This window comes from Pseudarthrobacter sp. 1C304, from assembly GCF_052245515.1.
Taxonomy (GTDB): Bacteria; Actinomycetota; Actinomycetes; order Actinomycetales; family Micrococcaceae; genus Arthrobacter.
In genome coordinates, this window is sequence record NZ_JBQQCH010000009.1 from 133,440 (window position 1) to 154,005 (window position 20,566).

The window sequence follows — 20,566 nt, forward strand, 5'->3', positions numbered from 1 at the left end:
GAGCGCGGAGTCAGCGGGGGATGATCCGGAACAGGAATTTGGTCTTGACCATCGTCCACACGAGGGCCAGTACCAGCACATAGGCACCGGTGTTCAGCCAGATGTTGCCCAGCCTCAGCGCGGGGATATTGGCCAGTGCCAGGATCAGGAACACGTGGATGATGAAGACGTACAACGTGGCCTGCCCCAGCGGGATGAGGAACCAGCCCAGCGACCGCTCCAGCAGCTTCCAGTACGCGGTGAGGAGCGTGTAGGCGGTGATGACCACCAGCACCACGTTGAGCAGGCGGCCCGCCCCGAGGTAGGTCCGGCCGAAATAGCCGCTGTAGAGCGTCTGGTGCAGGGTATCCGGCAGCAGGGCGAGGCGGAAATCGTAGGCGTTGGACAGGTAGGGGTTCGAACTGGCGAACAGGGCGAACACCACTGTCAGCGCGGCACACAGGGCCAGCACGCCCTTGTGGCGGGAAAACCAGGCCACGAGGGGCCGGCGGTGGTAGCCGGCGGTCAGGCCAAGGACAAAGAGGACCTGCCAGACCAGCAACGGAAAAGAATCTTCGAACTGGGAGGGCAGGAGGCGGATGCGGAACAACGCCCCCACTGTGTACAGGGCGGCGCTGACCAGCAGCACGGGCCACACCAGCCGGCGGGACAACGCCCACAGGATCAGGGGGCTGAGAAGTAGGAGCACCACGTACAGGCCCATGATGTTGAACTGCCACGGGCCGAACTCCAGCAGCAGGATTTTCGGGATCAGCCAGGCCGGGACCGGGAACTGCAGCAATCCCTCCACCTCCGAGTACATGTCGTAGCTGCGGCCGGCCGCCACACTGCCTGCGCCGCCGGTCCCCTGGTCGGTGAAGGCCGTCAGCACCGAGCTCTGGATCCGCGGGATGAGGCTGATGACGAAGACGGCCATGACCACGGCCAGGGCGGTGACGTAAAGCTTCCAGGACCGGGCGGTTGTTTTGTCCACCACGTCCCCGATGTTGTCTGCCACCCGCGGCCCGTAGACCATGCCCAGCACCGCCCCGGAAAGCAGGACAAAGAATTCCGCACCGGACACCGCGCCAATCGTTTCCTGGGTCAGCAACTGGAACAACGAGGTGAGGCCGACGTGGTTGACCACCACAAAGAGGATCGCCATGCCGCGCAGCATGTCCACCCGCCGGTCCCTGGCGCTCCCGTCCGTGTAGGCCCACTTCTGTGCCGCCGCCCAGCGGAAGGGAAGCACCCACACCACGGCGGCCAGCGCCAGACCCGCCGCAGCGGCCAGCCACGCCCAGCCACCGGAGATCGTTCTGCCGCCCGGTGCGCTGCCGGCAGCGTTCCCGGCCTCCCCCGACGGCACGGTGCCGGTCAGGAAGCGGGACTCGTCCAGCGCGGCGGCCAGCACCCCGGCGGTGCCCGGGTCCGCGGTGAGCCGCCAGTCGATGGCCACCTCGCCGGAGGCACGCTGTTCCACCCGTTCGTTCCACAGCACGGCGCGGATGTTGTTATATCCGGCGTCCGGGGCCGCGAGCACCTGCCTCAGCCACGCACTCTTGGTGTCCGCTTCAGCGGGTCCGCCGCTGGCCGGGCTGTACAGGGCGCCCGTTTCCAGCAGCAGGGGCTTAGCCCTGGCCACGGCGTAGCTGGCATAAAAGTCCGCATCCGCCAGGGCCTGCACAGGTACTGCGGGCCCCAGCATGCGGCCCAGCCCATCCGCGGCAGGAAGGGTGTTCACCGGAGGCCCGCCGGCCGAGTCGTCATGGAACGCTGCCAACCCCACCCAGTCCACCGCGTCGTCCCCGGGGTAGTACGGCGCGTAGGCCGCGTCCTCAGGGTTCCAGACGCCGTCGGAGTTCGTGTCCAGGGCCTCGAAGTCCGGGCTGCCGGGCTGCGCCTCGTCCGGAGCCGGGCCAAAGGGGTAGCCCCTTCCCTGGAACGGCGACCAGACCATGATCGGCCTGTCCAGCTCTCCGCGCATGGCGGTGGCCACGGCGCGGAATGCCCCAACGTACTCAACCGGCTTCTGGCCCCATGCCGTCCAGCCCGCGTTCATGTCGGGGGCGAACCGGATGAACAGCCGGCCCTTGAACCCCTCCGCCATGGCCTTGATTTCCTGCGCCAGCTCGGCCGCGGCCTCCCTGTCAACCTGCGCCAGCGGAATCCTCGGATTGACCGTGATCAACGCATCAGCTTGTGCGGACCCCGTCTGGTCCAGGAACTGCGGGATGAAGGTCTTTTCCTGCTCCCGGACAGGCAGCGAAAGTTCATGGGCGTACACGGCCGCCGGTTTTCCCAGCCGCTGCGCGTAGCGGGCAGCCGAGTCCGTCGCCCAGTCCAGCTGGACCCCCCACGCCGGCCCGCTGTCCGGCCCGGCCAGAGGCTCGAGGGCCGCTGCCTCAGCCGCGGCAGAAGCAGGGCCCGGGCCGCTGGCCTGCGCCGATGCGCCGGAAACGGCCGTGAGCGTGGGGACCAGAAGCAGGAACGGCAAGAGGGCAAGCACGCGGCGCAGGTTCACAGTCGCAATAGTAGCCAGTCCGGTCCTGGCCGCCGGTTCCGACGCCGGCAGGCTGGGATGCCGGGCAGGCATTCCCCGCACTCCGGTATGCCGCTAGGGTGCACTAAAAGATGCACCAAAGACCCTGCGGCGAGGAGTAACCATGCGCAAAGTGACGGCTGGCCTGTTCAGTTCCGTGGATGGTGTGGTTGAAGACCCGTTCCGCTGGCAATTCGACAGCTTCGACGAGGAACTCGGGGCGGGGATGGGCCAGATGATGGCCCGGATCGACGCCGGGCTCCTGGGCAGGGTGGGCTACCAGCAATGGGCGGACTACTGGCCGAAGGCCGATACGGATACGGACTTCGCGGGGTTTATCAACCCGCTGCCCAAGTATGTGGCGTCCCGGACCCTGTCCGGCGACCTGGGATGGCAGAATGCCCGGCTGATCGACGGGCCGCTGGAGGACTTCGTCGCGGACCTGAAAAAGGGCAACGGCGGCGAGATCGGGGTCTTCAGCAGCATCTCGCTGGTCCGTCAACTGCTGTTCGCCGGACTGCTGGACACGCTGATGCTGATCGTTCATCCGGTGATCGCGGGCAGCGGCCGGCGGCTCTTCAACGACGGCGATCCGCTCACCCGGCTTGAGCTGCAGGCGTTCGAGCAGACCAGCAAGGGCAACCTGATTCTCAGCTACGGCCTGCGCGGGGACTGACTGCGGGCGGCAGAGCCGGCCCCGGCCGCCATCGGTCTTGTCATCAGGCGAACTTGTCATCAGGCGGAACGCCGCTGCCGGGACCGTAAACTGGGTTCGTGCAACCCTCCCTGTGGCTGGCCCTGGCGGGCGCCGGCGTCCTGATCAGCTTCACGCCCGGCGCTGGCGCCATCAACACGATGAGCAACTCGCTGAACTCGGGCTTCCGCCGCTCCATCTGGGGCATCCTGGGGCAGCAGGCCGCACTGATTGTGCACGTGGTGATCGTGGCCCTCGGTGTGGGCGTCCTGGTGGCCAGTTCGCCGGTGGCGTTCAACGTGATCCGCTACGCCGGCGCGGCGTACCTGGTGTACCTGGGCATCCAGCAGTTCCGGCACAAACCGGACCTGGACCATGAGAAGGCTGCCGCGCTGCGTAACGAACCGGCAGGCTCCATGTTCCGCCGCGGCCTGTGGGTCAACCTGCTCAATCCCAAAGCCATCGTGTTCTTCCTGGCCTTTATGCCGCAGTTCATCCGCCCGGAGGACCCGCTCCTGCCGCAGTACCTCATCCTGGCTGCCACTGTGGTGGTGATCGACATCCTGGTCATGTGGTTCTTCTTCGCAGCCGCTGCCAAGTCCTTCCAGCGCTTTACGCACGATGCCCGCGGCCAGAGGATCCTCAACCGGACGTTCGGAGTGCTGTTTATGGCCGTCGGCGTCGGGCTGGCCCTGATTCACTGACGGCGTCAGCCGCCCGCCCGGAGGCGCGGGAGCAGCGACTCCACCGTGTTCGAGGCGATGGCGAAGCTGATCCCGTTCGCCTCGGCCTGCGGGGTGGACGCGGCCACCATGGTGTTAATGCCGATCACCTGCCCGCGGTCATTCAGCAAGGCCCCGCCGGAGTCGCCCGAGCTGATGGACGCGTCGGTCTGGAGCAGCCCCGTGAGCGTGCAGCTCGAACCCAGGCCGGTCTCCATCACGGAGGTCCGGCCCGTGGCGGAGATGATGCCGGTGGTGACGCTGGGATCGCCGTCCAGGCCCAGCGCGTAGCCGACAGCCACCACCGCATCACCGGTTTCCACGGACTCTGAATCGCCCAGCTCCAGGACGGGCACGTTCTTCACGCCCTCGACCTGCAGCAGCGCCAGGTCGTTCTCGCAGTCGGAGCCGACAATCCTGGCGGGATGCTCGCCCGACTCGGGGAATGTCACGGTCACCGCCGAGGCCCCGCTGATCACCCCCGTGACCAAATGCGCGTTGGTGATGACCTCACCCGAGCTGCCGATCACCACCCCGGTCCCCTGGGCCGTTACCCGGCCGCCGCCGCTCGGCGCCAGGAAGGGGTTGGACTGCGTGGTGGTGGCCTTCACGGAGACGACGGCGGGCAGGGCAGCGGCCAGCAGAGCCTTGACGTTGGCGGGACGGTCAGAGACCGACCCGCCGTCGGTCACGTACTGCCGGACCACGGTCTCGGTCCCCCAGCCGGTGGCGCGGGCCACCAGCAGCGCAGCTCCGGCGCCCGCGAGCGCGGCGGCAAGCAGCATGGCCAGCAGCGGAAAAATGCCGGGCACGTAGCGGCGGATCCACCGGCGCGTTTCCGGCGTTTCCACCGGACGTTGCGCCGCCACAGCGGCCGCGGAAACCGGCGGCGGCGTGTTCGTTTCCAGCGCCATGGACACCATGTTCCCTCCCCCGCCCGCCACCGGCTAGGGGCGAAGGCCCCGTCACCATATAGCCCTTCTCCTGCCCCGGCGATTCCCGCGCGGCGCCAGTCTGTACAGCGAATACCGCCTCACGGAAGACTGGCGCCATGCGCAAACTGACCTTCGGCATGAACGTAAGCGTGGACGGCTACATCGCCGCTCCGGGTGGCGACCTCGGCTGGGGCGTGCCGAGCGACGAACTGTTCCAGTGGTGGTCCGACCGGGTGGGGGCGACGGGCCTGGCGCTGTACGGGCGCAGATTGTGGGAGTCGATGAGCCCGCACTGGCCAACCGCCGACCAGCAGCCTGGCGCCACACCGGCACAGATCGAGTTCGCCCGCCGCTGGCGGGACATGCCGAAGGTGGTGTTCTCCTCGACCACCAACACCGTCGACTGGAATACCCGCCTGGTCACCGGCGACGCGGTCGCCGAGATCACCCGGCTCAAGGCCGGCGACGGCGGCCCCCTGGACATCGGCGGTGCCACACTCGCCGCGGCAGCCATGCGGGCCGGGCTGATCGACGAGTACTTGATGGTCACGCACCCGGTCCTGGTGGGCGGCGGCACGCCGGTCTTTCCAGCCCTGGACCGCTGGATTGATCTGCGTCTGGTGGAAACCCGGACCTTCCCCGGCGGCGTGGTCCTGACCAGGTACGAGACCAGAAGCTAGAAGGTGCGTGACAGCAGCGAAAACAAATGTGACAAACTCTGTAATAGTTGCCGTCCGGAAACTAGCCAAGGGGGAACCGCATGACTCATGCTTGCACTATGACCTCACTGTCGAGCCAGTACCGGATCATCGCGGTCTGCACCGGAAACATCTGCCGGTCCCCGATGGCCGAGCTGATGCTGGCGGAGGCCATCGACGCAGCGGGCCTGACCGGCGTCGTTGTTGATTCGGCGGGTACCACAGCCTACGAGGCGGGGCGGCCGATCGACCCCCGCGCCGCCCGCAGGCTCACCGCGAACAGCATTCCCTCGGACCTCCACGTGGCGCGCGAATGGCGGCCGGAATGGTTCCAGGACCGGGACCTCATCCTGGCCCTGGACGTGGACCACTTCGGCTGGCTGCAGCAGGCGGCGCCGGACAGTTCATCCCTGGCCAAAATCCGGATGCTGCGCAGCTTCGACCCGGCCGTTGAAGACAGGGACCCGCTGGACCAGGGCATCGAGGACCCCTGGTACGGCGGTCACGCGGATTTTGACGTCACCTGGAACCTGATCCATGCCGCGGTCCCCGGGATCGTCGCGCATGTCCGGGCCGAGCTCGCTCTGCGCCGGCCGGGCGGGCTGCATCCCGGCAGTAATCAACCCCATGCACAGCACCGGGTACGCTCTATTTCATGAGTCCCGCACCCGTCATCATCGCCATCGACGGACTCTCCGGCGCAGGCAAGACCACCCTGGCGATTGAACTGGCGGCACGGCTCCGCGAGCACCACAAGGTGTCCCTTTTCCACCTGGAGGACATCTACCCCGGCTGGAACGGCCTCACGGCCGGCATCGAACGCTACACCTCCACGGTCCTGGCCCCGCTGCACCGCGGCGAGCCGGCCCACTGGGTCAGCTGGGACTGGAAGGCCCACTACGACGGCGAACCGCGCACCACCCAGCCCGCCGAAATTGTCCTGGTGGAGGGCGTGGGCGCCGCCGCGGCCGACGCCCGGCACTTCCTGTCCGCGGTGGTCTGGGCCGACGCGCCCGAACAGGACCGGCGCAGCCGTGCCCTGGCCCGGGACGGCGAGAGCTACGAACCCTATTGGGATGAGTGGGCCGCCCAGGAGCAGGAGTGGCTGGCTGCAGACGACGTCCCGGCCCATGCCGACGTCCGGGTACTCAACCTTGCCGACGGCGCCGCGCCGGCGGAAGTGCTGCAGGCCCTCCAGTACCTGCCGGCCGTTGCCCCCGCCCTGCTCCCCGAACTGGCCGCACGCCGCGGCCTGGAACTCCGCGCCGAACGGATCGACTCCGCCCCGGACCCTGCCCGGCTTTTCGCGTCCCTCTTCGGCCGCTCGGCCAACGCCGTCTGGCTCGATTCCTCCCTTGCCCCGGACGGCGCCGCCGCGGAGCGGAGCCGCTTCAGCATCATGGCGGATGACGGCGGCCCGTCCGGCCAGTCGGCCAGCCACAGTTCGGGCCGGACCGAGGTCAGCGTCGGCAACGCCATCGTCCGGACCGAAGGCCCGTTCTTCCGCTGGCTGGACGGCGTCTGGGGCCGCCGCGCCGTCCGCAGTCCCGAGGACTACCCCTGCGAGTTCACCCTGGGCTGGCTCGGCTACCTTGGGTACGAGCTCAAACGCGAGACCGGCGGCAGCGACGTCACGGCCGACTCGCCTGACGCCTGCCTGCTGTTCGCCGGCCGCGCCGTGGTGCTGGACCACGTGGAACGGACCGCCTGGCTGCTGGCCCTGGACGGCCCCGACGCCGGGGACTGGCTAGAGACGGCACGCACCGCCGTCACCGAGGCAGCGAGCGCCGCCGTCGCGGATTCCGCCCCCGCGCCTTCCGTCCCCGGGTCCGGTTCCCTGGACTTCACCGCGCGCGACTCCGAAGCCGCCTACAAGGCCAAAATCAAAGAGGCCCAGCACCAGATTGCCGAGGGCAACACCTACGAGGTGTGCCTCACCACCGCCCTCACCGCAGACCTGCCGGCCGGCGCCGTGGACCCGCACCAGGCCTACCTGGCGCTGCGCCGGAGGAACCCTGCCCCGTTTGCCAGCTACCTGCGCTTCGGTGACCTTACGGTGGCGAGCACCTCGCCCGAGCGCTTCCTGCGGATCGCGGCCGACGGCGGGATGCGCGCCGAGCCGATCAAGGGCACGCGGCACCGCGACGCCGACCCCGCCCGGGACGCGCAGCTCCGGCAGGACCTCGAGTCCTCTCCCAAGGACCGCGCCGAGAACATCATGATCGTGGACCTGCTCCGCAACGACCTCAGCCACTTCGCGCTGCCCGGCTCAGTATCGGTCAGCCGCCTCTGCGCGATCGAAAGCTACGCCACGGTCCATCAGATGGTGAGCACCGTCGACGCCCGGCTCCGGCCCGGGATGCCGCGGGCCGAGGCCGTCGCGGCCTGCTTCCCCGCCGGTTCCATGACGGGGGCCCCGAAGGTCAGCACCATGGCCATCCTGGACCGGCTCGAGGACGCGCCCCGCGGGGTGTACTCCGGCGCGATCGGCTATTTCTCCCTCAGCGGCGCCACGGACCTCGCCGTCGCGATCCGGACCTTGGTGCTCACGGACGGTCCGGACGGCGGCGCGGGGCTTAGCCTCGGCGTCGGGGGTGCAATCACTGCGGACTCCTCGCCGGAGGAGGAGTACGCCGAGATCCAGACGAAGGCCTTCGGGGTCCTGTCGGCGCTGGGCACCGAGTTCCCGCCCGGGTGACTCCGGTGATGCATCGATTTGCCGAGAATGGCCGCTATCCGGGGTGGTTTCGCGGCCATCTGTGGTGAATGGGCGGCACCCGGGCCGCGGCGTCCCGACCCTCCGGGCATACGAAAACGGCGCCGGATATCCTCCAGAGGAATACCCAACGACGCCGTCTTTCGTCGGGATTAGTTCTGATTGAAAGCGTCCTTGACGTTCTCGCCAACCTTCTTCGCGTCTGCGATTACCTGGTCCTGCTGGCCCGCGGAACGCAGTTGCTCGTTGCTACTGCAGGGTGGCGGTCAACCGGGCGACGTTGTCCACGTACTTGACGCCCATGGGCCGCTGCATCCAGTCCTCGAGCGTCAGTTCGCGGGAAATGTCCCGGTAGGTGTCCTCGACGGCGCTGATCCGGCGCACGATGTCCTCGCCCAGAAGCATCACCGAGACCTCCAGGTTCAGCGAGAAGGACCGCATGTCCATGTTGCTGGAGCCCAGCACAGCCACTTCGTTGTCGATGGTGAAGTGCTTGGCGTGCAGCACGAACGGCGCCTTGTACAGGTAGATCCGCACCCCGGCTTCCAGGAGCGCCTCGTAGTAGGACTGCTGGGCGTGGTGCACCAGGAACTGGTCGCCTTTTTCCGAGACGAAGAGCTCGACGTCGACGCCGCGCTGCGCCGCCGTCGTCACCGCGTAGAGCAGTGAGTCATCCGGAACGAAGTAGGGGCTGCAGATGGAGATTTTGTGCTGCGCCGAATAGATCAGCGTGTTGAAAAGCCGCAGGTTGTTTTCGGTGATGAACCCGGGGCCGCTGGGCACCACCTGGGCCGTGATGTTGCCGGCGTGCAGCTGGGGCCGGTGCGCCAGCTGGTCCTCCAGTGATTCGTCGGTCTCGCCCAGCCAGTCGGTGGCGAAGACGACGTTAAGCGTGTTGACGATCGGTCCGCGCATGCAGGCCATCAGTTCGACCCATTCGCGGCCCACCTTGCGGTGCCGCGGGTTGTTGTAGGACGGCTCGATCAGGTTCTGCGAGCCGGTGAAGGCGATTTCGCCGTCGATCACCATGATCTTGCGGTGGTTGCGCAGGTCCGGGCGGCGCCACTGGCCGTGCACGGGCCGCAGCGGCAGCATGGGCCGCCAGCGGATCTTGCTGGCCTTGAGCCGGGCGATCAGCTTGCTGTAGCCCTTGATACGCAGGGTCCCCAGGTGGTCGAACAGGAGCCGGACCTCGACGCCGCGCTCCGCGGCCTCTTCCATCGCGGTCAGCAGATCGTCCGTGACATGGTCCGAGCTGAGGATGTAGAACTCGGCGTTGACGAAGGATTCGGCCTCCCGGACGGCCGCCGCCATCGCCTTGATCGAGTCCGGGTAGCCCGGCAGGAGCTCCACTTCGTTGCCGTCCACCATGGGCAGCGAGCCCAGAGTCTTGTTCAGTTCGGCCGCGGACGCCACCCATTCGGGGCCATCGTATTGGCTTTCCGGCGCTGCCAGCTGGGAGGTGCCGGCGCGGACGCGGGTGTTCACGGCTTCCTGCTGCGCCCGGCGCTTGCGGGAGAGCCGGAAGTTGCCGAACAGCAGGAACAGGACCAGGCCCACGGCCGGAACGAAGAAAATGATCAGCAGCCACGCCATGGCCGTGGTGGGGCGGCGGTTTCCCGGAATAATGCCCAGCGCCAGCACCCGGATGGCCAGGTCGATAACGGCGAGGATCAGGATCACCCAGGACGGGAGCGACCCCGCCAGCGAAAACGGCCACAGCACAGGCGAACCCCTCAAGTTCCAGACCCGCGGAACAGTTCCGGAACGGGCAACTTTCAAATCCTAACCCGTCGCCGCCGCACTAAGCTGAAGCCATGACGCCTGCTGCTGCCGCCCCTGCCCCCGCCACGGTCCTGGTCTTCCTCGACCCCGCGTTCCAGGACGGCCGGCTGGCCGATTCCTCCAAGCCGCAGCTGATGGCGACGGACCAGGGCGCCACCCGCGGCGACGGTGTTTTCGAGTCGCTGCTGGCCGTCGGCGGGCAGCCCCGCAAACTCCAGGCACACCTGGACCGGCTGGCCGGATCCGCGCGGGTGCTGGAGCTCGACATCCCGGCGCAGGACGCCTGGCGCCGCGCCATTGCCACGGCCATCAGCGAGTACCGCAGCCAATCCGCACCCGCGGCCGGTGCGGCGGCCGACGACGAGCTGGTGGTCAAGCTGCTGGTGACCCGCGGCGTCGAAGGCGGCTCACCCACGTGCTGGGTCCAGGCTTCCGCCACCAGCCCGGCAGGCAGACGGCAGCGTGAAACCGGCGTCGACGTCATCCTGCTGGACCGCGGGTACGACAGCGAGGTCGGCGAGCGCGCCCCCTGGCTGCTCCTGGGCGCCAAGACCCTGTCCTACGCCGTCAACATGGCCGCGCTCCGGTACGCGCATGCCCACGGCGCGGACGACGTCATTTTCACCTCGGCGGACGGGCGGGTTCTGGAGGGCCCGACGTCGACCGTGCTGCTGGCGCACCTGGAGACCTCTGACGACGGAGCCGGCGGGGTCCGCACCATCCGGCGCCTCATCACCCCGCAGCTGGACAGCGGCATTCTGCCCGGCACGTCGCAAGGGGCGCTGTTCACCGCGGCCAAAGCAGCCGGCTGGGAACTGGGCTACGGCCCGCTGGAACCCCGCGACCTGTTCGACGCCGACGCCGTCTGGCTGATCTCGAGCATCCGGCTGCTGGCACCGGTGAACCACATCGACGGCAAGGAGATCGGCACGCCGGAACTCCGCCGGCAGCTCACAGAGGAGCTCAACGCGCTCTACGCCACCATCGAGTAGCCCTCCCCGCCTTCCAAAGCAACGCGGGGTCACTTGGCGCCCATCCGGGGCCTCCTGATGGGCCGTAGGTGACCCCGCGTTGCTGTTAGGCCGGGGACCGTTACTTAAGATGACGGCTGCGGCGGTGCCGGCCCGCGTCGCAGGTGTTACGTTCGTGGAGAGTAATGAGAACCGGCGCCAAGCCCTGACTGGCCGGTCGGCAACCCTCCCTTTCGCGGCGGGGTGCCTCAGGTGAATACTCGGCATATCGACCATTCGAGCTGCAAGCGTGAGAGAAAAGGAGATCCGTCATGCCTGACGCACCCGCTGGTTCCAGTAATAGAAACGGCGTGGCACCAGCCCCGTCCCCCGCAGGACCCGCCGAGGAGAAGCTGGCGTACCGCCTGTTTACCGGCCCCGATGACCGGGCGTTCTGCGAGCGCGTCTCGGCCGCCCTGGCCGAGGGCTACGTGCTGCACGGCAGCCCGTCCGCCACGTACAACGGCCTCAGCGTCATCGTGGCCCAGGCCGTGGTGCTGCCGGCGGCGATCGCGAGTGCCGACGCCGCCGTCGCCAATGCCGTGGACGATCTTGAGTTCGACGGCGAGGGCCACGCGTGAGCTACGCCGGGGACCTCACCCCGCAGGAGGCGTGGGCCAAGCTGGAGGACGGCGCCATCTTGGTGGACGTGCGCACCGAGGGTGAATGGGCGCACATCGGCATGCCTGACACAAAAGCGACGCGCAACGACCCCCTTTTTATCCAGTGGAACCTGGCCGGCGGCATCCCCAACACCCAGTTCGCAGAACAGCTGAAGCGGCAGTTGAAGCAGCAGGCCCCCGAGGACCAGGGCACGGAACTGGTCTTCCTGTGCCGTTCGGGCGCCCGGTCCGTGGCCGCCGCCATCGCCGCGACGGAGGCCGGCTTCACCTCCTACAACGTCCTTGAAGGCTTCGAAGGCGAACCGGACCGGCACGGCGACCGCACGGTCAACGGCTGGAAGAACCGCGGCCTGCCCACCAACCTCGGAAAGCACTAAGTGAGCTTCAACCCTGACGCCGCCGGCTGGAGCGCCGACACCCAGGCGGTCCGCGGCGGGCTCGACCGCACCAGCTTTCAGGAGACGGCCGAGCCGATCTTCCTCAACTCAGGCTTCGTCTACGAGTCCGCGGCCGCCGCGGAACGCGCCTTCACCGGCGAGGACGAACGCTTCGTCTACTCCCGCTACGGCAACCCGTCGGTGGCCACCTTCCAGGAACGGCTCCGGCTGCTCGAGGGCACCGAAGCCTGCTTCGCCACCGCCTCCGGCATGTCCGCGGTGTTCACCGCCCTCGGCGCCCTCCTGGCCGCCGGCGACCGGGTGGTCGCGGCCCGCTCGCTGTTCGGCTCGTGCTTTGTGATCCTCAACGAGATCCTTCCGCGCTGGGGCGTGGAGACGGTCTTTGTGGACGGCCCGGACCTGGAGCAGTGGCGTGCGGCGCTGGCGGAACCCACGACGGCGGTCTTCTTCGAGTCGCCGTCGAACCCCATGCAGGAGATCGTGGACATCGCCGCCGTGAGCGAACTGGCGCACGCGGCCGGCGCCACCGTGGTGGTGGACAACGTCTTTGCCACTCCCCTGCTGCAGCGCTGCGGGGAGCTCGGCGCGGACGTGGTGGTCTACTCCGGCACCAAGCACATCGACGGCCAGGGACGGGTCCTCGGCGGAGCGATTCTGGGCACCAAGGAGTTCATCGAGGGCCCGGTCAAGCAACTGATGCGCCACACCGGCCCGGCGCTCTCGGCGTTCAACGCGTGGGTGCTGGCCAAGGGGCTGGAGACCATGGCCCTGCGGGTCAACCACTCCTCCGCTTCCGCGTTGCGGCTGGCCGAATGGCTGGAGGCGCAGCCCGCGGTCGGGTGGGTCAGATACCCGCTGCTACCGTCCCACCCGCAATACGAGCTGGCCGCACGGCAGATGAAGGCCGGCGGCACGGTGCTGACCTTCGAGCTCTCCCCCTCGGGCGGGCGGTCGGCGAAAGAGGCGGCCTTCGCGCTCCTGGACGCGCTGCGGATCATCGACATCTCCAACAACCTGGGGGATTCGAAGTCCCTCATCACCCATCCCGCCACCACAACGCACCGCGCCATGGGGCCGGAGGGCCGGGCGGCGATCGGGCTCAGCGACGGCGTGGTGCGCCTCTCCGTGGGCCTCGAGGACGCCGAGGACCTGATCCGCGATCTGGGCCAGGCGCTCAAGCAGGTCTAGGGCGCGCCCACGGCCGATCCGGGCTCAGCCGGTTCCGCGGCCGCGGTCCCCTCCGTGGTCACCTCGACGGCCCGTTCGACGACGGCGGCGAGCCCGCCGGGGTGGAACGGCTCCCGCTGCAGCTGGGACCCGGAGCCCTCGGCGAGGATCCGGGCAACACCCTCGCGGGCCAGGTCCAGCTCGCCCTGCTCTTCGAGCACCGGCGCCACATAGTCCACCAGGGCATGGACCACGTCCGCGGCGGGGGCCGGGGTGAACGTGCCGAAGTCCAGCAGTTCCCCGCGCAATCCGCAGTTGCTGGCCTGCCAGGAGGCCATCCGCAGCAGCAAGGTCGGCACGGGGGCCGGATCGACGCCGTCGTTCCATTCCCGCGATGCCGACTCGACCAGCGCGCGGACCAGCACGGCGATCAGCGCCGCGTCCTCCGCCCTGAGGCAGACGTCGGCGACCCGCACCTCGACGGTGGGATGATGCCGGGCCAGCCGGACATCAAAGTAGACCATCCCCTCGTCCATCAGGACGCCGCTGTCCACCAGCCGGGTGATCAGCCGCTGGTAAATGGGCAGGCTGCCGAAGATCATGGTGGGCCCCGAGCCGGGCCAGCGGTTCCAGGCCTGCGTGCGGTAGCTTTCGAACCCCGTCTCGGCACCGTTCCAGTAGGGGGAGTTGGCGCTCAGGGCGATCAGGACGGCCAGCTTGTCCCGGATCCGGTCCATCACGGCCACGCCTTCCTCCGGGGACTCCACAAAGGTGTGGACGTGGAGGCCGCAGGTCAGCTGGTTCCGGACGGTGAGCCCGAAGCGCTGCTGCATGGTCAGGTAGCGCGGGTTGGGGGTCAGGTGGGTGGCGGCACCCAGGGGCGAGGTGGCCAGGGCCGCAACCCTGCCACCGTGCAACCGGGCGGCACGGTCCGCCAGCGCCCGGCCCTGCCTGAGCTGCCGGAGCAGCTCCGGGTAGTCCAGACAGGGACGGGTCTGGGTTTCAATCTGCTCGAGTTTGAGCTCATAACTGAAATCGGCACCGGGTTCGTGGACCGGCTGCTGGCCCGGGAGAACCTGCGCGGGGCCGTGTTTCGGGGGCACCAGGGCGGGCAGCATGACGTCGGCGAGCGCAAGCAGCATCCCCGTCTCGGGATCCACTATGAGCAGTTCTTCCTCCACACCGAAGGTCCGCATGATTCTATTGTGCGTCAGGAAGCCCCAAAACGGGTCCAACGGATTTTAGTCCTGGAAGTACTCGACCTTCGCGCCGATGGTGTTGAGCCGTTCGGCCAGGTCCTCGTAGCCGCGTTCGATCACGTAGATGTTCCGCAGTTCCGACACCCCGCGCGCCGCCAGCATCGCCAGCAGCAGGCATGCTGCGGGACGGAGCGCCGGCGGGCAGCCCACCTCTGCCGCCCGCCACTTGGTGGGTCCGTTGACGTAGATCCGGTGCGGGTCGAGCAGCTGCACCTGGGCCCCCAGCTTGTTCAGCTCGGTCAGGTAGATCGCACGGTTGTCGTACACCCAGTCGTGGATCATGGTCTGGCCCTGGGCGTTCGCGGCAATGACGGCGAAGAAGGGCAGGTTGTCGATGTTCAGCCCGGGGAACGGCATGGGGTGGATCTTGTCCTCCGGGGCGCGCAGCTCCGAGGGTTTGGTGGTGACGTCCACCAGCCGGGTGCGCCCGTTGCGGGCCAGGTATTCGCCGGACACTTCGAGCCGCTGTCCCATCTGCTCCAGCGTCGCCAGTTCGATCTCCATGAATTCGATCGGGACGCGGCGGATGGTGACTTCCGAGTCCGTGACAATGCCGGCGGTGATCAGGCTCATCGCCTCGATCGGGTCCTCGGAGGGGAAGTACTCAATGTCGACGTCGACGGCGGGGCGTCCGGTGATCTTCAGCGTGGTGGTTCCCACGCCCTGGATCTCAACGCCCAGCATCTGCAGGTAGAAGCACAGGTCCTGCACCATGTAGTTGGGGCTGGCGTTGCGGATGACCGTGGTCCCGCTGCGGTGGGCGGCGGCCATGATGGCGTTCTCCGTGACGGTGTCGCCGCGTTCGCTGAGCACGAAGGAGCGGTCGTGCCCGTCCGACGGCGGCGCCTGCACGGCGTAGAAGCCGGCTTTCGCGTCGACGCTGAGGCCGAACTGGCGCAACGCCTGCATGTGCGGCTGCACCGTGCGGGTGCCGAGGTCGCAGCCGCCCGCATAGGGCAGCCGGTACCCGCTGGATTCGTCCAGGAGCGGGCCCAGCAGCATGATGACGCTGCGGGTGCGGCGGGCCGCCTCGATGTCCATGGAGTCGAGGTCCAGCACGGCGGGGCGGCGGATCTGGAGGTCGTTCGCGTTGAGCCAGGTGCATTCGACGCCGATGCTGGTCAGCACCTCAACGATCCGGTTGACCTCCTCGATGCGGGCCAGCCGCCGCAGGGTGGTGGTGCCGCGGTTGATGAGGCTGGCGCACAGCAGTGCCACACCGGCGTTCTTGCTGCTGTTGACGTCCACTGAGCCGGACAGGGTGCGTCCGCCTTCGACCCTGAGGTGGGTCATGGCCGGCCGCCCCACCTTGACGATGCTCCGGCCGAGGATGGATTCAAGCCGCTGGATCATTTTCAGGCTCAGGTTCTGCTTGCCCTGTTCCATCCGGGCGATGGCGCTCTGGCTGGTGCCCAGCTCGGCAGCGAGCTGCCCCTGGGTCCAGCCCTTCTGGCCCCGGGCGTCGCGGAGCAGGGCGCCGACGTGTTCAGCGGTCTCTTGTGTCATGACCCGAAAATATCACGCATGATTTATTAACCCCGGGCATTGTGGCCGGAATGCCGCCAATGTCACACGGCTACCCGCCCCGTGCGATAACGCAGGATTCGATGGGCTGCTGCGGCTGGGCCGGTTACTGCTGGGACAGGAACACCATATTCCACGTTCCTGCCGCCAGGGCCGAGGCGACGGCGGCGCCGGCGATCAGCAGCCCGCCCAGGACTACCCAGGCGTCCAGTCCCGTGAAGACCGAGGCCCGGGCCCAGGTCCGGCGCGAGTTGCCGAAGCCGCGGGCCTCCATGGTGACCGCGAGCCGGGAAGCGCGCCGGACGGCCTGCACCAGCAGCCCGAAGCTCTGCCCCAGGGTGGCCCGCAGCCGCTGCAGCGGGTTCCCGTGGGACCCCACGCCACGGGCACGTCGGGCCATGCCGATGGTCTGCCACTCCTCGGCCATCAGTCCCACCAGCCGGAGGGCGGCGAGCGTGCCGAGGACGAAGCGGTGCGGCAGCCTGGCTTTCTGCGCGAGCGCGTCGGCCAGGTCCGTGGGATCCGTGCAGCTCATCAGCAGCACAGCCGGCAGCGCAATGGCCAGCCCGCGCAGCATAAACCCGAGTCCCAGTTCAAGGGACCCTTCGCTGATCGACCAGATCCTGGCGTCGAGGAGGATCTGCCCGCTGTCCGGCGCCAGGATCGTGGTGCTCCAGCCACCCAGTGCCGCGGCCAGGATCAGCGGCCAGCCGCGCTGCCAGAGCAGCCCGAGGGTCAGCCCGGCCAGGGGAAGGAGCGCCAGTTCGAAGGCGAGCGCCACCGAGGCGGACACCCAGTCGATGGACAGGGCCAGCACCATGGTGATGAGCGTGACGGCGCCGAATTTGGCCAGCGGGTTGGCGCGGGCCAGCACGGCGTGGTTGCCGCGCAGGGTCAGTTCCTGCCTCATGGCGCAACCTTCCCCGGTTCGCGGCGTCCCGTGTCCACGCCGTCGGGCGTCCGTTGTTCCGGGGCGCGGAGGCTCAGCCGCGTGCCGCCGAGGACTTCGCTGAATTCCGCGTCGTGGGTCACCGAGACGACGGCGGTGCCGCTGTCGAGGAGTTCGGAAAGGAAGGAGGCCAGCTCGGCCCAGGTGTTGGCGTCCTGGCCGAAGGTGGGCTCGTCGAGGACCAGCACCTGGGGGTGGGCGGCGAGGACGGTGGCCACGGACAGCCTCCGCTTTTCGCCGCCGGAGAGTGTGTAGGGGTTGGCGTCCACCAGCTCCGTCAGCCGGAGCCGCTCCAGGAGCTCGTCCACGCGGTCCCCGCCGCGGCCTAGGTGCTTGGGGCCGAACATCAGCTCATCAAGCACCCGTCCGGTGACGAACTGGTGCTCGGGTTCCTGGAAGACGGTGCCGATCCGGGAGATCAGCTGCTGGGCCTTCCACCGGTACGGGTCGATTCCGGCGCCGGCGCTGAGGTCATAGGTGGCGGACACCGTGCCGGAGACCGGTGCCAGCAGGCCGGCGAGGGTCAGGGCGAACGTGGATTTCCCCGACCCGTTGGGGCCCGTGATGGTCAGCGCCTCGCCGGCGCGGACCTGGGCCGCGATGCCGGACTGCACGGGTTCCGGCGGAACGGGGCGGAATCCCCCGCGGAGCCCCGCGCGCCGCGGCCTCTCCCGCGAGACGGCAAGGTCCTCCGCGGCGAGCAGCAGCTGCCCGGCCGGGCCGGCGCTGTCCGGGCCCGCGGACAGCACAGTGCGCGCCCGGGTGGGCGGCACGTAGCCGGGCACCCAGACGCCGGCGGCAGTGAGCATGTCCCGTGCCTGTGCCAGCACCTGGTCGGGCGGGCCGTCGATCAGCACCGCGGAATCCGTGGCCGATCCCGGCCGCAGCACCACGATCCGGTCCACGAGGTCCTTCCAGACCGAGACCCGGTGCTCCACCACCACCAGGGTGGCCCCGGTCTTGTCCAGGGTCCGGCCCACAGCGTCCCGCACGTCCAGGACCCCGGCGGGGTCCAGGTTCGCGGTGGGCTCGTCGAGCAGGATGAGCCCGGGGCGCATCGCGAGGATGCCCGCCAGCGCCAGCCGCTGCTTCTGGCCCCCGGAGAGGGCCGACGTCGGGTGGTCCAGCGGCAGCCGGCCCAGCCCGACGTCGTCGAGCGCTTCCGCCACGCGGGGCCAGATCTCAGCCGGGGGCACGGACAGGTTCTCCGCGCCGAAGGCCACGTCGTCACCCAGGCGTGAGAGCACCACCTGGGTTTCCGGATCCTGCTGCATCAGGCCGGCCCTGCCGCGCCGGGCCCGCGGCGCGGCACCGTCGATCAGCAGGCTGCCGGTCTCGTCCGCGTCCTCGGCAGTGCTCCCGGCAGCCGGGTCACCGCCGCCATCACCTGAGGAGCTGTCGCCCAGAACCCCGGCCAGGGCGTGCAACAGCGTGGACTTGCCGGCGCCCGAAGGCCCCAGGAGCAGCACACGCTCCCCGGCCCGGATGTCCAGGTCGAGTCCGCTGATGGCGGGGCGGGTCCTGCCGGCATGCCGCCAGCCCCAGCCCCGCGCGGTGATCGAGGCCGGGCGGACCCCGCTGCCGGCGGACGTGCTGTGTGCTGTCATCAGGAGAAGACGGGCTCCGTGGCCGCCTTGCGGGAGGCGAAGGAACTCAGCACCCCGGTGCGTGCCAGGCCGCGGGTGGCCAGCCAGGACAGCCCGCCGGCGATCACGGCCCCGGAGATTGCGGTGAAAATGATGTAGGCCAGCTTGTCGCCGCCGGCGTACGCAATGTTCCAGCCCCACGGCATGAACGAATCGTTGAGGCCGCAGAACAGCCCGGCGCCGGCGCCGGCCAGCAGGGACACCGGCAGGTTGAACTTCCGGTAGGCGAACGCGGCAAACACCAGTTCGGCGCCGAGACCCTGCAGGATGCCGGATATAAGCACCGTGGTGCCGTACTGCGAGCCCATGATCAGCTCGCCGGTGGCGGCGACGGCTTCGCAGAACAGGGCGGCGCCCGGCTTGCGGATGATGAGCATGCCCAGCACCGCCGGGATCATCCAGCCGCCGGCGTACAGCCCGGTGAGCGGCGGATAGAACGCGTTGACGGGGGCGGACACCAGGTTGGCGCCCTGGGACCAGGCCCAGAAGATCACGCCGCCGGCCACCGCGATCAACGCGGCCACCACAATGTCCACTACGCGCCAGTTGTAGCTGCGCCGGGAGCGCGCCTGTTGCGCGGCTGCAGCAGATGTTTCAGTCATTTCGTCCTCCTGAGGAACAGGAGGGGAGAGTGTCCCGGGTCCGCGGCTTCCGCCGCTGCTCCGGGCACTCTGAGAACTCGACTCCCTTGCGCCGGTACTAACCGGATCAGGTTCGAGGGTCTGCGGCTGTCCGCACTCTCAGCGCCCACCTGTGGTGACCCCGGATTGCTCCGGTGATGCCCGACGGCGGCGCTCCCCTGTCGTATTGAAAATTGCCCTTGTGGGCGTGGCCAGTTTACACCCGGGGCGCGCAGATATCCGGGGCCGCCTGTCACAATGCGCGTATCTTCTCCTCCGGTGACCCGGGGCAGGCTGCTTGGTAGAGTCGGCAGGGCACGGGACCAACGGATGCCGCCCCGGGCGGACTGTCCTCCGCCCGGTGCCCCAAACGGAAGCTGGACGCCTTGACCATTCCTCCAGAGCCTTTCCCCGGCTTCGACCCGGACTCCGCCGAACCCCAGCCGCACGGATCCCTGGCGGCGCTGATCGGCCGCATCCTGGCGGAAATGGACCAACTGCAGTTCGGCTCGTTCAGCAAGGACGACGCCCTGGACCTGGGGCTCCGCCTGGTTGAACTCGGCAGGCAGCGCTCCCACCCGATTGCGATCGACATCACCAAGGGAGAGCAGGTGCTGTTCCACGCGGCGCTGGCCGGCGCCACCCCGGACAATGAGCGCTGGATCAAGGCCAAGCAGCGCACCGCCGTCCGGTATGAGGTCCCGTCCCTGCTGGTGGGGCTCCGCGCCCGGGCCGCCGGTCGCAGGATCGAGGACAACGGCTGGTTCGACGAGACGGAGTTCGCCGCGCACGGCGGCGCGTTCCCCATCTACGTCCGCGGCACCGGGATGGTGGCCACCGTGACGGTATCGGGCCTGCCGCAGAAAGCCGACCACGACCTGGTGGTCGAGGCCTTGTCCGAACTCCTCGGTGTTGCTGGACCGGCGGGCGGGGACCGCTAGGCTAGGGGAAGCCCTGTCCCCTCCCCAAGGAGTCCGAAGAATGAACATTTTCATCAAGCTGCTCGGCACCGGCGTCAGCCTGCTCGCCGGCTTCGCCGGCACCAAACTGGTTGACACCGTCTGGGAGAAGACCACGGGCAGCAAGCCGCCCAAGGGCACCGACGACGACGTCCCCACCACGCTGCGCCACGCACTGACCTTCGCCCTGATCTCCGCCTCGGTCAGCGCCGTCATCCAGGTGCTCGCCAACCGCGGCACCCAGCGCGCGATCACCCGGTTCGCCAAAACCCAGGACCTGGTTTAAAGCGCCTGGTCTAAGGCACCGTCCAAGGCACCTCCGGCGCACCCCGTCTAGTCC

General features: G+C 68.7%; 19 protein-coding genes and 2 riboswitches. Of the genes, 11 read left to right on the plus strand and 8 right to left on the minus strand.

Going from position 1 to position 20,566, the window contains the following annotated elements; all coding sequences use genetic code 11:
- Nucleotides 1–10: 10 nt before the first annotated feature.
- Nucleotides 11–2,503 carry an OpgC domain-containing protein gene (gene opgC / locus ACTWQD_RS15870; RefSeq protein WP_443197084.1) on the minus strand — a complete coding sequence of 831 codons (2,493 nt, stop codon included), beginning with the start codon at nt 2,501–2,503 and terminating at the stop codon, nt 11–13.
- A gap of 142 nt (nt 2,504–2,645) precedes the next feature.
- Here opgC and ACTWQD_RS15875 point away from each other — a divergent pair, with 142 nt between their 5' ends.
- Both ACTWQD_RS15875 and ACTWQD_RS15880 read left to right on the plus strand, forming a co-directional pair.
- Complete coding sequence (locus ACTWQD_RS15875; protein ID WP_443197085.1) at nt 2,646–3,197, plus strand: dihydrofolate reductase family protein; 552 nt, start codon at nt 2,646–2,648, stop codon at nt 3,195–3,197.
- A 98-nt stretch (nt 3,198–3,295) separates the two neighbouring features.
- Complete coding sequence (locus ACTWQD_RS15880; protein WP_443197086.1) at nt 3,296–3,919, plus strand: LysE family transporter; 624 nt, start codon at nt 3,296–3,298, stop codon at nt 3,917–3,919.
- Between the two features lie 5 nt (nt 3,920–3,924).
- Here ACTWQD_RS15880 and ACTWQD_RS15885 read toward each other — a convergent pair whose 3' ends face one another.
- Nucleotides 3,925–4,851 (minus strand): S1C family serine protease, encoded by a 927-nt coding sequence (locus tag ACTWQD_RS15885; protein ID WP_443197087.1) that lies wholly within the window; start codon nt 4,849–4,851, stop codon nt 3,925–3,927.
- 137 nt (nt 4,852–4,988) lie between these two features.
- On the opposite strand from ACTWQD_RS15885, the gene ACTWQD_RS15890 reads away from it, so the two are divergent.
- From ACTWQD_RS15890 to pabB, 3 genes are all read left to right on the plus strand, one after another.
- Nucleotides 4,989–5,552: a dihydrofolate reductase family protein gene (locus ACTWQD_RS15890; protein WP_443197088.1), complete on the plus strand. Its 564-nt coding sequence runs from the start codon at nt 4,989–4,991 to the stop codon at nt 5,550–5,552.
- 98 nt (nt 5,553–5,650) lie between these two features.
- On the plus strand, nt 5,651–6,229 hold the full coding sequence (locus ACTWQD_RS15895) for a low molecular weight protein-tyrosine-phosphatase (protein WP_443197089.1): 579 nt from the start codon (nt 5,651–5,653) through the stop codon (nt 6,227–6,229).
- Nucleotides 6,226–8,268: an aminodeoxychorismate synthase component I gene (gene pabB, locus ACTWQD_RS15900; RefSeq protein ID WP_443197090.1), complete on the plus strand. Its 2,043-nt coding sequence runs from the start codon at nt 6,226–6,228 to the stop codon at nt 8,266–8,268. The genes ACTWQD_RS15895 and pabB overlap by 4 nt, the downstream gene beginning before the upstream one ends.
- A gap of 267 nt (nt 8,269–8,535) precedes the next feature.
- Here the strand turns inward: pabB and cls are convergent, their stop codons facing one another.
- Entirely contained in the window at nt 8,536–10,011 is a 1,476-nt protein-coding gene (gene cls, locus ACTWQD_RS15905) for a cardiolipin synthase (RefSeq protein WP_443197091.1), read from the minus strand.
- Nucleotides 10,012–10,103: 92 nt separating this feature from the next.
- Between cls and ACTWQD_RS15910 the strand changes: the two genes are divergently transcribed.
- From ACTWQD_RS15910 to ACTWQD_RS15925, 4 genes are all read left to right on the plus strand, one after another.
- Complete coding sequence (locus tag ACTWQD_RS15910; RefSeq protein ID WP_443197092.1) at nt 10,104–11,063, plus strand: aminodeoxychorismate lyase; 960 nt, start codon at nt 10,104–10,106, stop codon at nt 11,061–11,063.
- A 160-nt stretch (nt 11,064–11,223) separates the two neighbouring features.
- A riboswitch (SAM riboswitch) is annotated at nt 11,224–11,338 on the plus strand.
- A gap of 54 nt (nt 11,339–11,392) precedes the next feature.
- The gene (locus tag ACTWQD_RS15915; protein ID WP_443197139.1) at nt 11,393–11,662 is read left to right on the plus strand and encodes a DUF1737 domain-containing protein; all 270 of its coding nucleotides are present in this window, start codon (nt 11,393–11,395) and stop codon (nt 11,660–11,662) included.
- Entirely contained in the window at nt 11,659–12,081 is a 423-nt protein-coding gene (locus ACTWQD_RS15920) for a rhodanese-like domain-containing protein (protein WP_443197093.1), read from the plus strand. Before ACTWQD_RS15915 ends, ACTWQD_RS15920 begins: the two co-directional genes overlap by 4 nt.
- Nucleotides 12,082–13,290 carry an O-succinylhomoserine sulfhydrylase gene (locus tag ACTWQD_RS15925; protein ID WP_443197094.1) on the plus strand — a complete coding sequence of 403 codons (1,209 nt, stop codon included), beginning with the start codon at nt 12,082–12,084 and terminating at the stop codon, nt 13,288–13,290.
- On the opposite strand, the gene ACTWQD_RS15930 is transcribed toward ACTWQD_RS15925, so the two are convergent.
- The 5 genes from ACTWQD_RS15930 to ACTWQD_RS15950 form a co-directional block, all read right to left on the minus strand.
- A complete protein-coding gene (locus ACTWQD_RS15930) occupies nt 13,287–14,465 on the minus strand; it encodes a glutamate--cysteine ligase 2 (protein ID WP_443197095.1) in 1,179 nt (392 codons plus the stop codon). The two genes, ACTWQD_RS15925 and ACTWQD_RS15930, sit on opposite strands and share 4 nt — an antisense overlap.
- Nucleotides 14,466–14,510: 45 nt before the next feature.
- The gene (locus ACTWQD_RS15935; RefSeq protein WP_443197096.1) at nt 14,511–16,034 is read right to left on the minus strand and encodes a UDP-N-acetylglucosamine 1-carboxyvinyltransferase; all 1,524 of its coding nucleotides are present in this window, start codon (nt 16,032–16,034) and stop codon (nt 14,511–14,513) included.
- 124 nt (nt 16,035–16,158) lie between these two features.
- Nucleotides 16,159–16,962 (minus strand): energy-coupling factor transporter transmembrane component T family protein, encoded by an 804-nt coding sequence (locus ACTWQD_RS15940; RefSeq protein ID WP_443197097.1) that lies wholly within the window; start codon nt 16,960–16,962, stop codon nt 16,159–16,161.
- On the minus strand, nt 16,959–18,608 hold the full coding sequence (locus ACTWQD_RS15945) for an ABC transporter ATP-binding protein (RefSeq protein ID WP_443197098.1): 1,650 nt from the start codon (nt 18,606–18,608) through the stop codon (nt 16,959–16,961). Before ACTWQD_RS15945 ends, ACTWQD_RS15940 begins: the two co-directional genes overlap by 4 nt.
- Nucleotides 18,608–19,249, minus strand: coding sequence for an ECF transporter S component (locus ACTWQD_RS15950; RefSeq protein WP_443197099.1), 642 nt, complete (start codon nt 19,247–19,249; stop codon nt 18,608–18,610). Before ACTWQD_RS15950 ends, ACTWQD_RS15945 begins: the two co-directional genes overlap by 1 nt.
- Before the next feature lie 65 nt (nt 19,250–19,314).
- Nucleotides 19,315–19,458, minus strand: a riboswitch (TPP riboswitch).
- A gap of 195 nt (nt 19,459–19,653) precedes the next feature.
- Between ACTWQD_RS15950 and ACTWQD_RS15955 the strand changes: the two genes are divergently transcribed.
- Together ACTWQD_RS15955 and ACTWQD_RS15960 are read left to right on the plus strand one after the other, a co-directional pair.
- The gene (locus ACTWQD_RS15955; protein ID WP_443197100.1) at nt 19,654–20,208 is read left to right on the plus strand and encodes a heme-degrading domain-containing protein; all 555 of its coding nucleotides are present in this window, start codon (nt 19,654–19,656) and stop codon (nt 20,206–20,208) included.
- Nucleotides 20,209–20,248: 40 nt separating this feature from the next.
- Nucleotides 20,249–20,512 (plus strand): DUF4235 domain-containing protein, encoded by a 264-nt coding sequence (locus ACTWQD_RS15960; RefSeq protein ID WP_443197101.1) that lies wholly within the window; start codon nt 20,249–20,251, stop codon nt 20,510–20,512.
- Nucleotides 20,513–20,566: the final 54 nt, after the last annotated feature.

Coding starts and splice junctions, on each gene's coding strand:
- ACTWQD_RS15935 (WP_443197096.1), bottom strand. CDS start 16,034: ATGACACAAGAGACCGCTGAACACGTCGGCGCCCTGCTCCGCGACGCC.
- ACTWQD_RS15960 (WP_443197101.1), top strand. CDS start 20,249: ATGAACATTTTCATCAAGCTGCTCGGCACCGGCGTCAGCCTGCTCGCC.
- ACTWQD_RS15940 (WP_443197097.1), bottom strand. CDS start 16,962: ATGAGGCAGGAACTGACCCTGCGCGGCAACCACGCCGTGCTGGCCCGC.
- ACTWQD_RS15945 (WP_443197098.1), bottom strand. CDS start 18,608: ATGACAGCACACAGCACGTCCGCCGGCAGCGGGGTCCGCCCGGCCTCG.
- ACTWQD_RS15910 (WP_443197092.1), top strand. CDS start 10,104: ATGACGCCTGCTGCTGCCGCCCCTGCCCCCGCCACGGTCCTGGTCTTC.
- ACTWQD_RS15950 (WP_443197099.1), bottom strand. CDS start 19,249: ATGACTGAAACATCTGCTGCAGCCGCGCAACAGGCGCGCTCCCGGCGC.
- ACTWQD_RS15890 (WP_443197088.1), top strand. CDS start 4,989: ATGCGCAAACTGACCTTCGGCATGAACGTAAGCGTGGACGGCTACATC.
- ACTWQD_RS15895 (WP_443197089.1), top strand. CDS start 5,651: ATGACCTCACTGTCGAGCCAGTACCGGATCATCGCGGTCTGCACCGGA.
- pabB (WP_443197090.1), top strand. CDS start 6,226: ATGAGTCCCGCACCCGTCATCATCGCCATCGACGGACTCTCCGGCGCA.
- ACTWQD_RS15885 (WP_443197087.1), bottom strand. CDS start 4,851: ATGGCGCTGGAAACGAACACGCCGCCGCCGGTTTCCGCGGCCGCTGTG.
- ACTWQD_RS15875 (WP_443197085.1), top strand. CDS start 2,646: ATGCGCAAAGTGACGGCTGGCCTGTTCAGTTCCGTGGATGGTGTGGTT.
- ACTWQD_RS15930 (WP_443197095.1), bottom strand. CDS start 14,465: ATGCGGACCTTCGGTGTGGAGGAAGAACTGCTCATAGTGGATCCCGAG.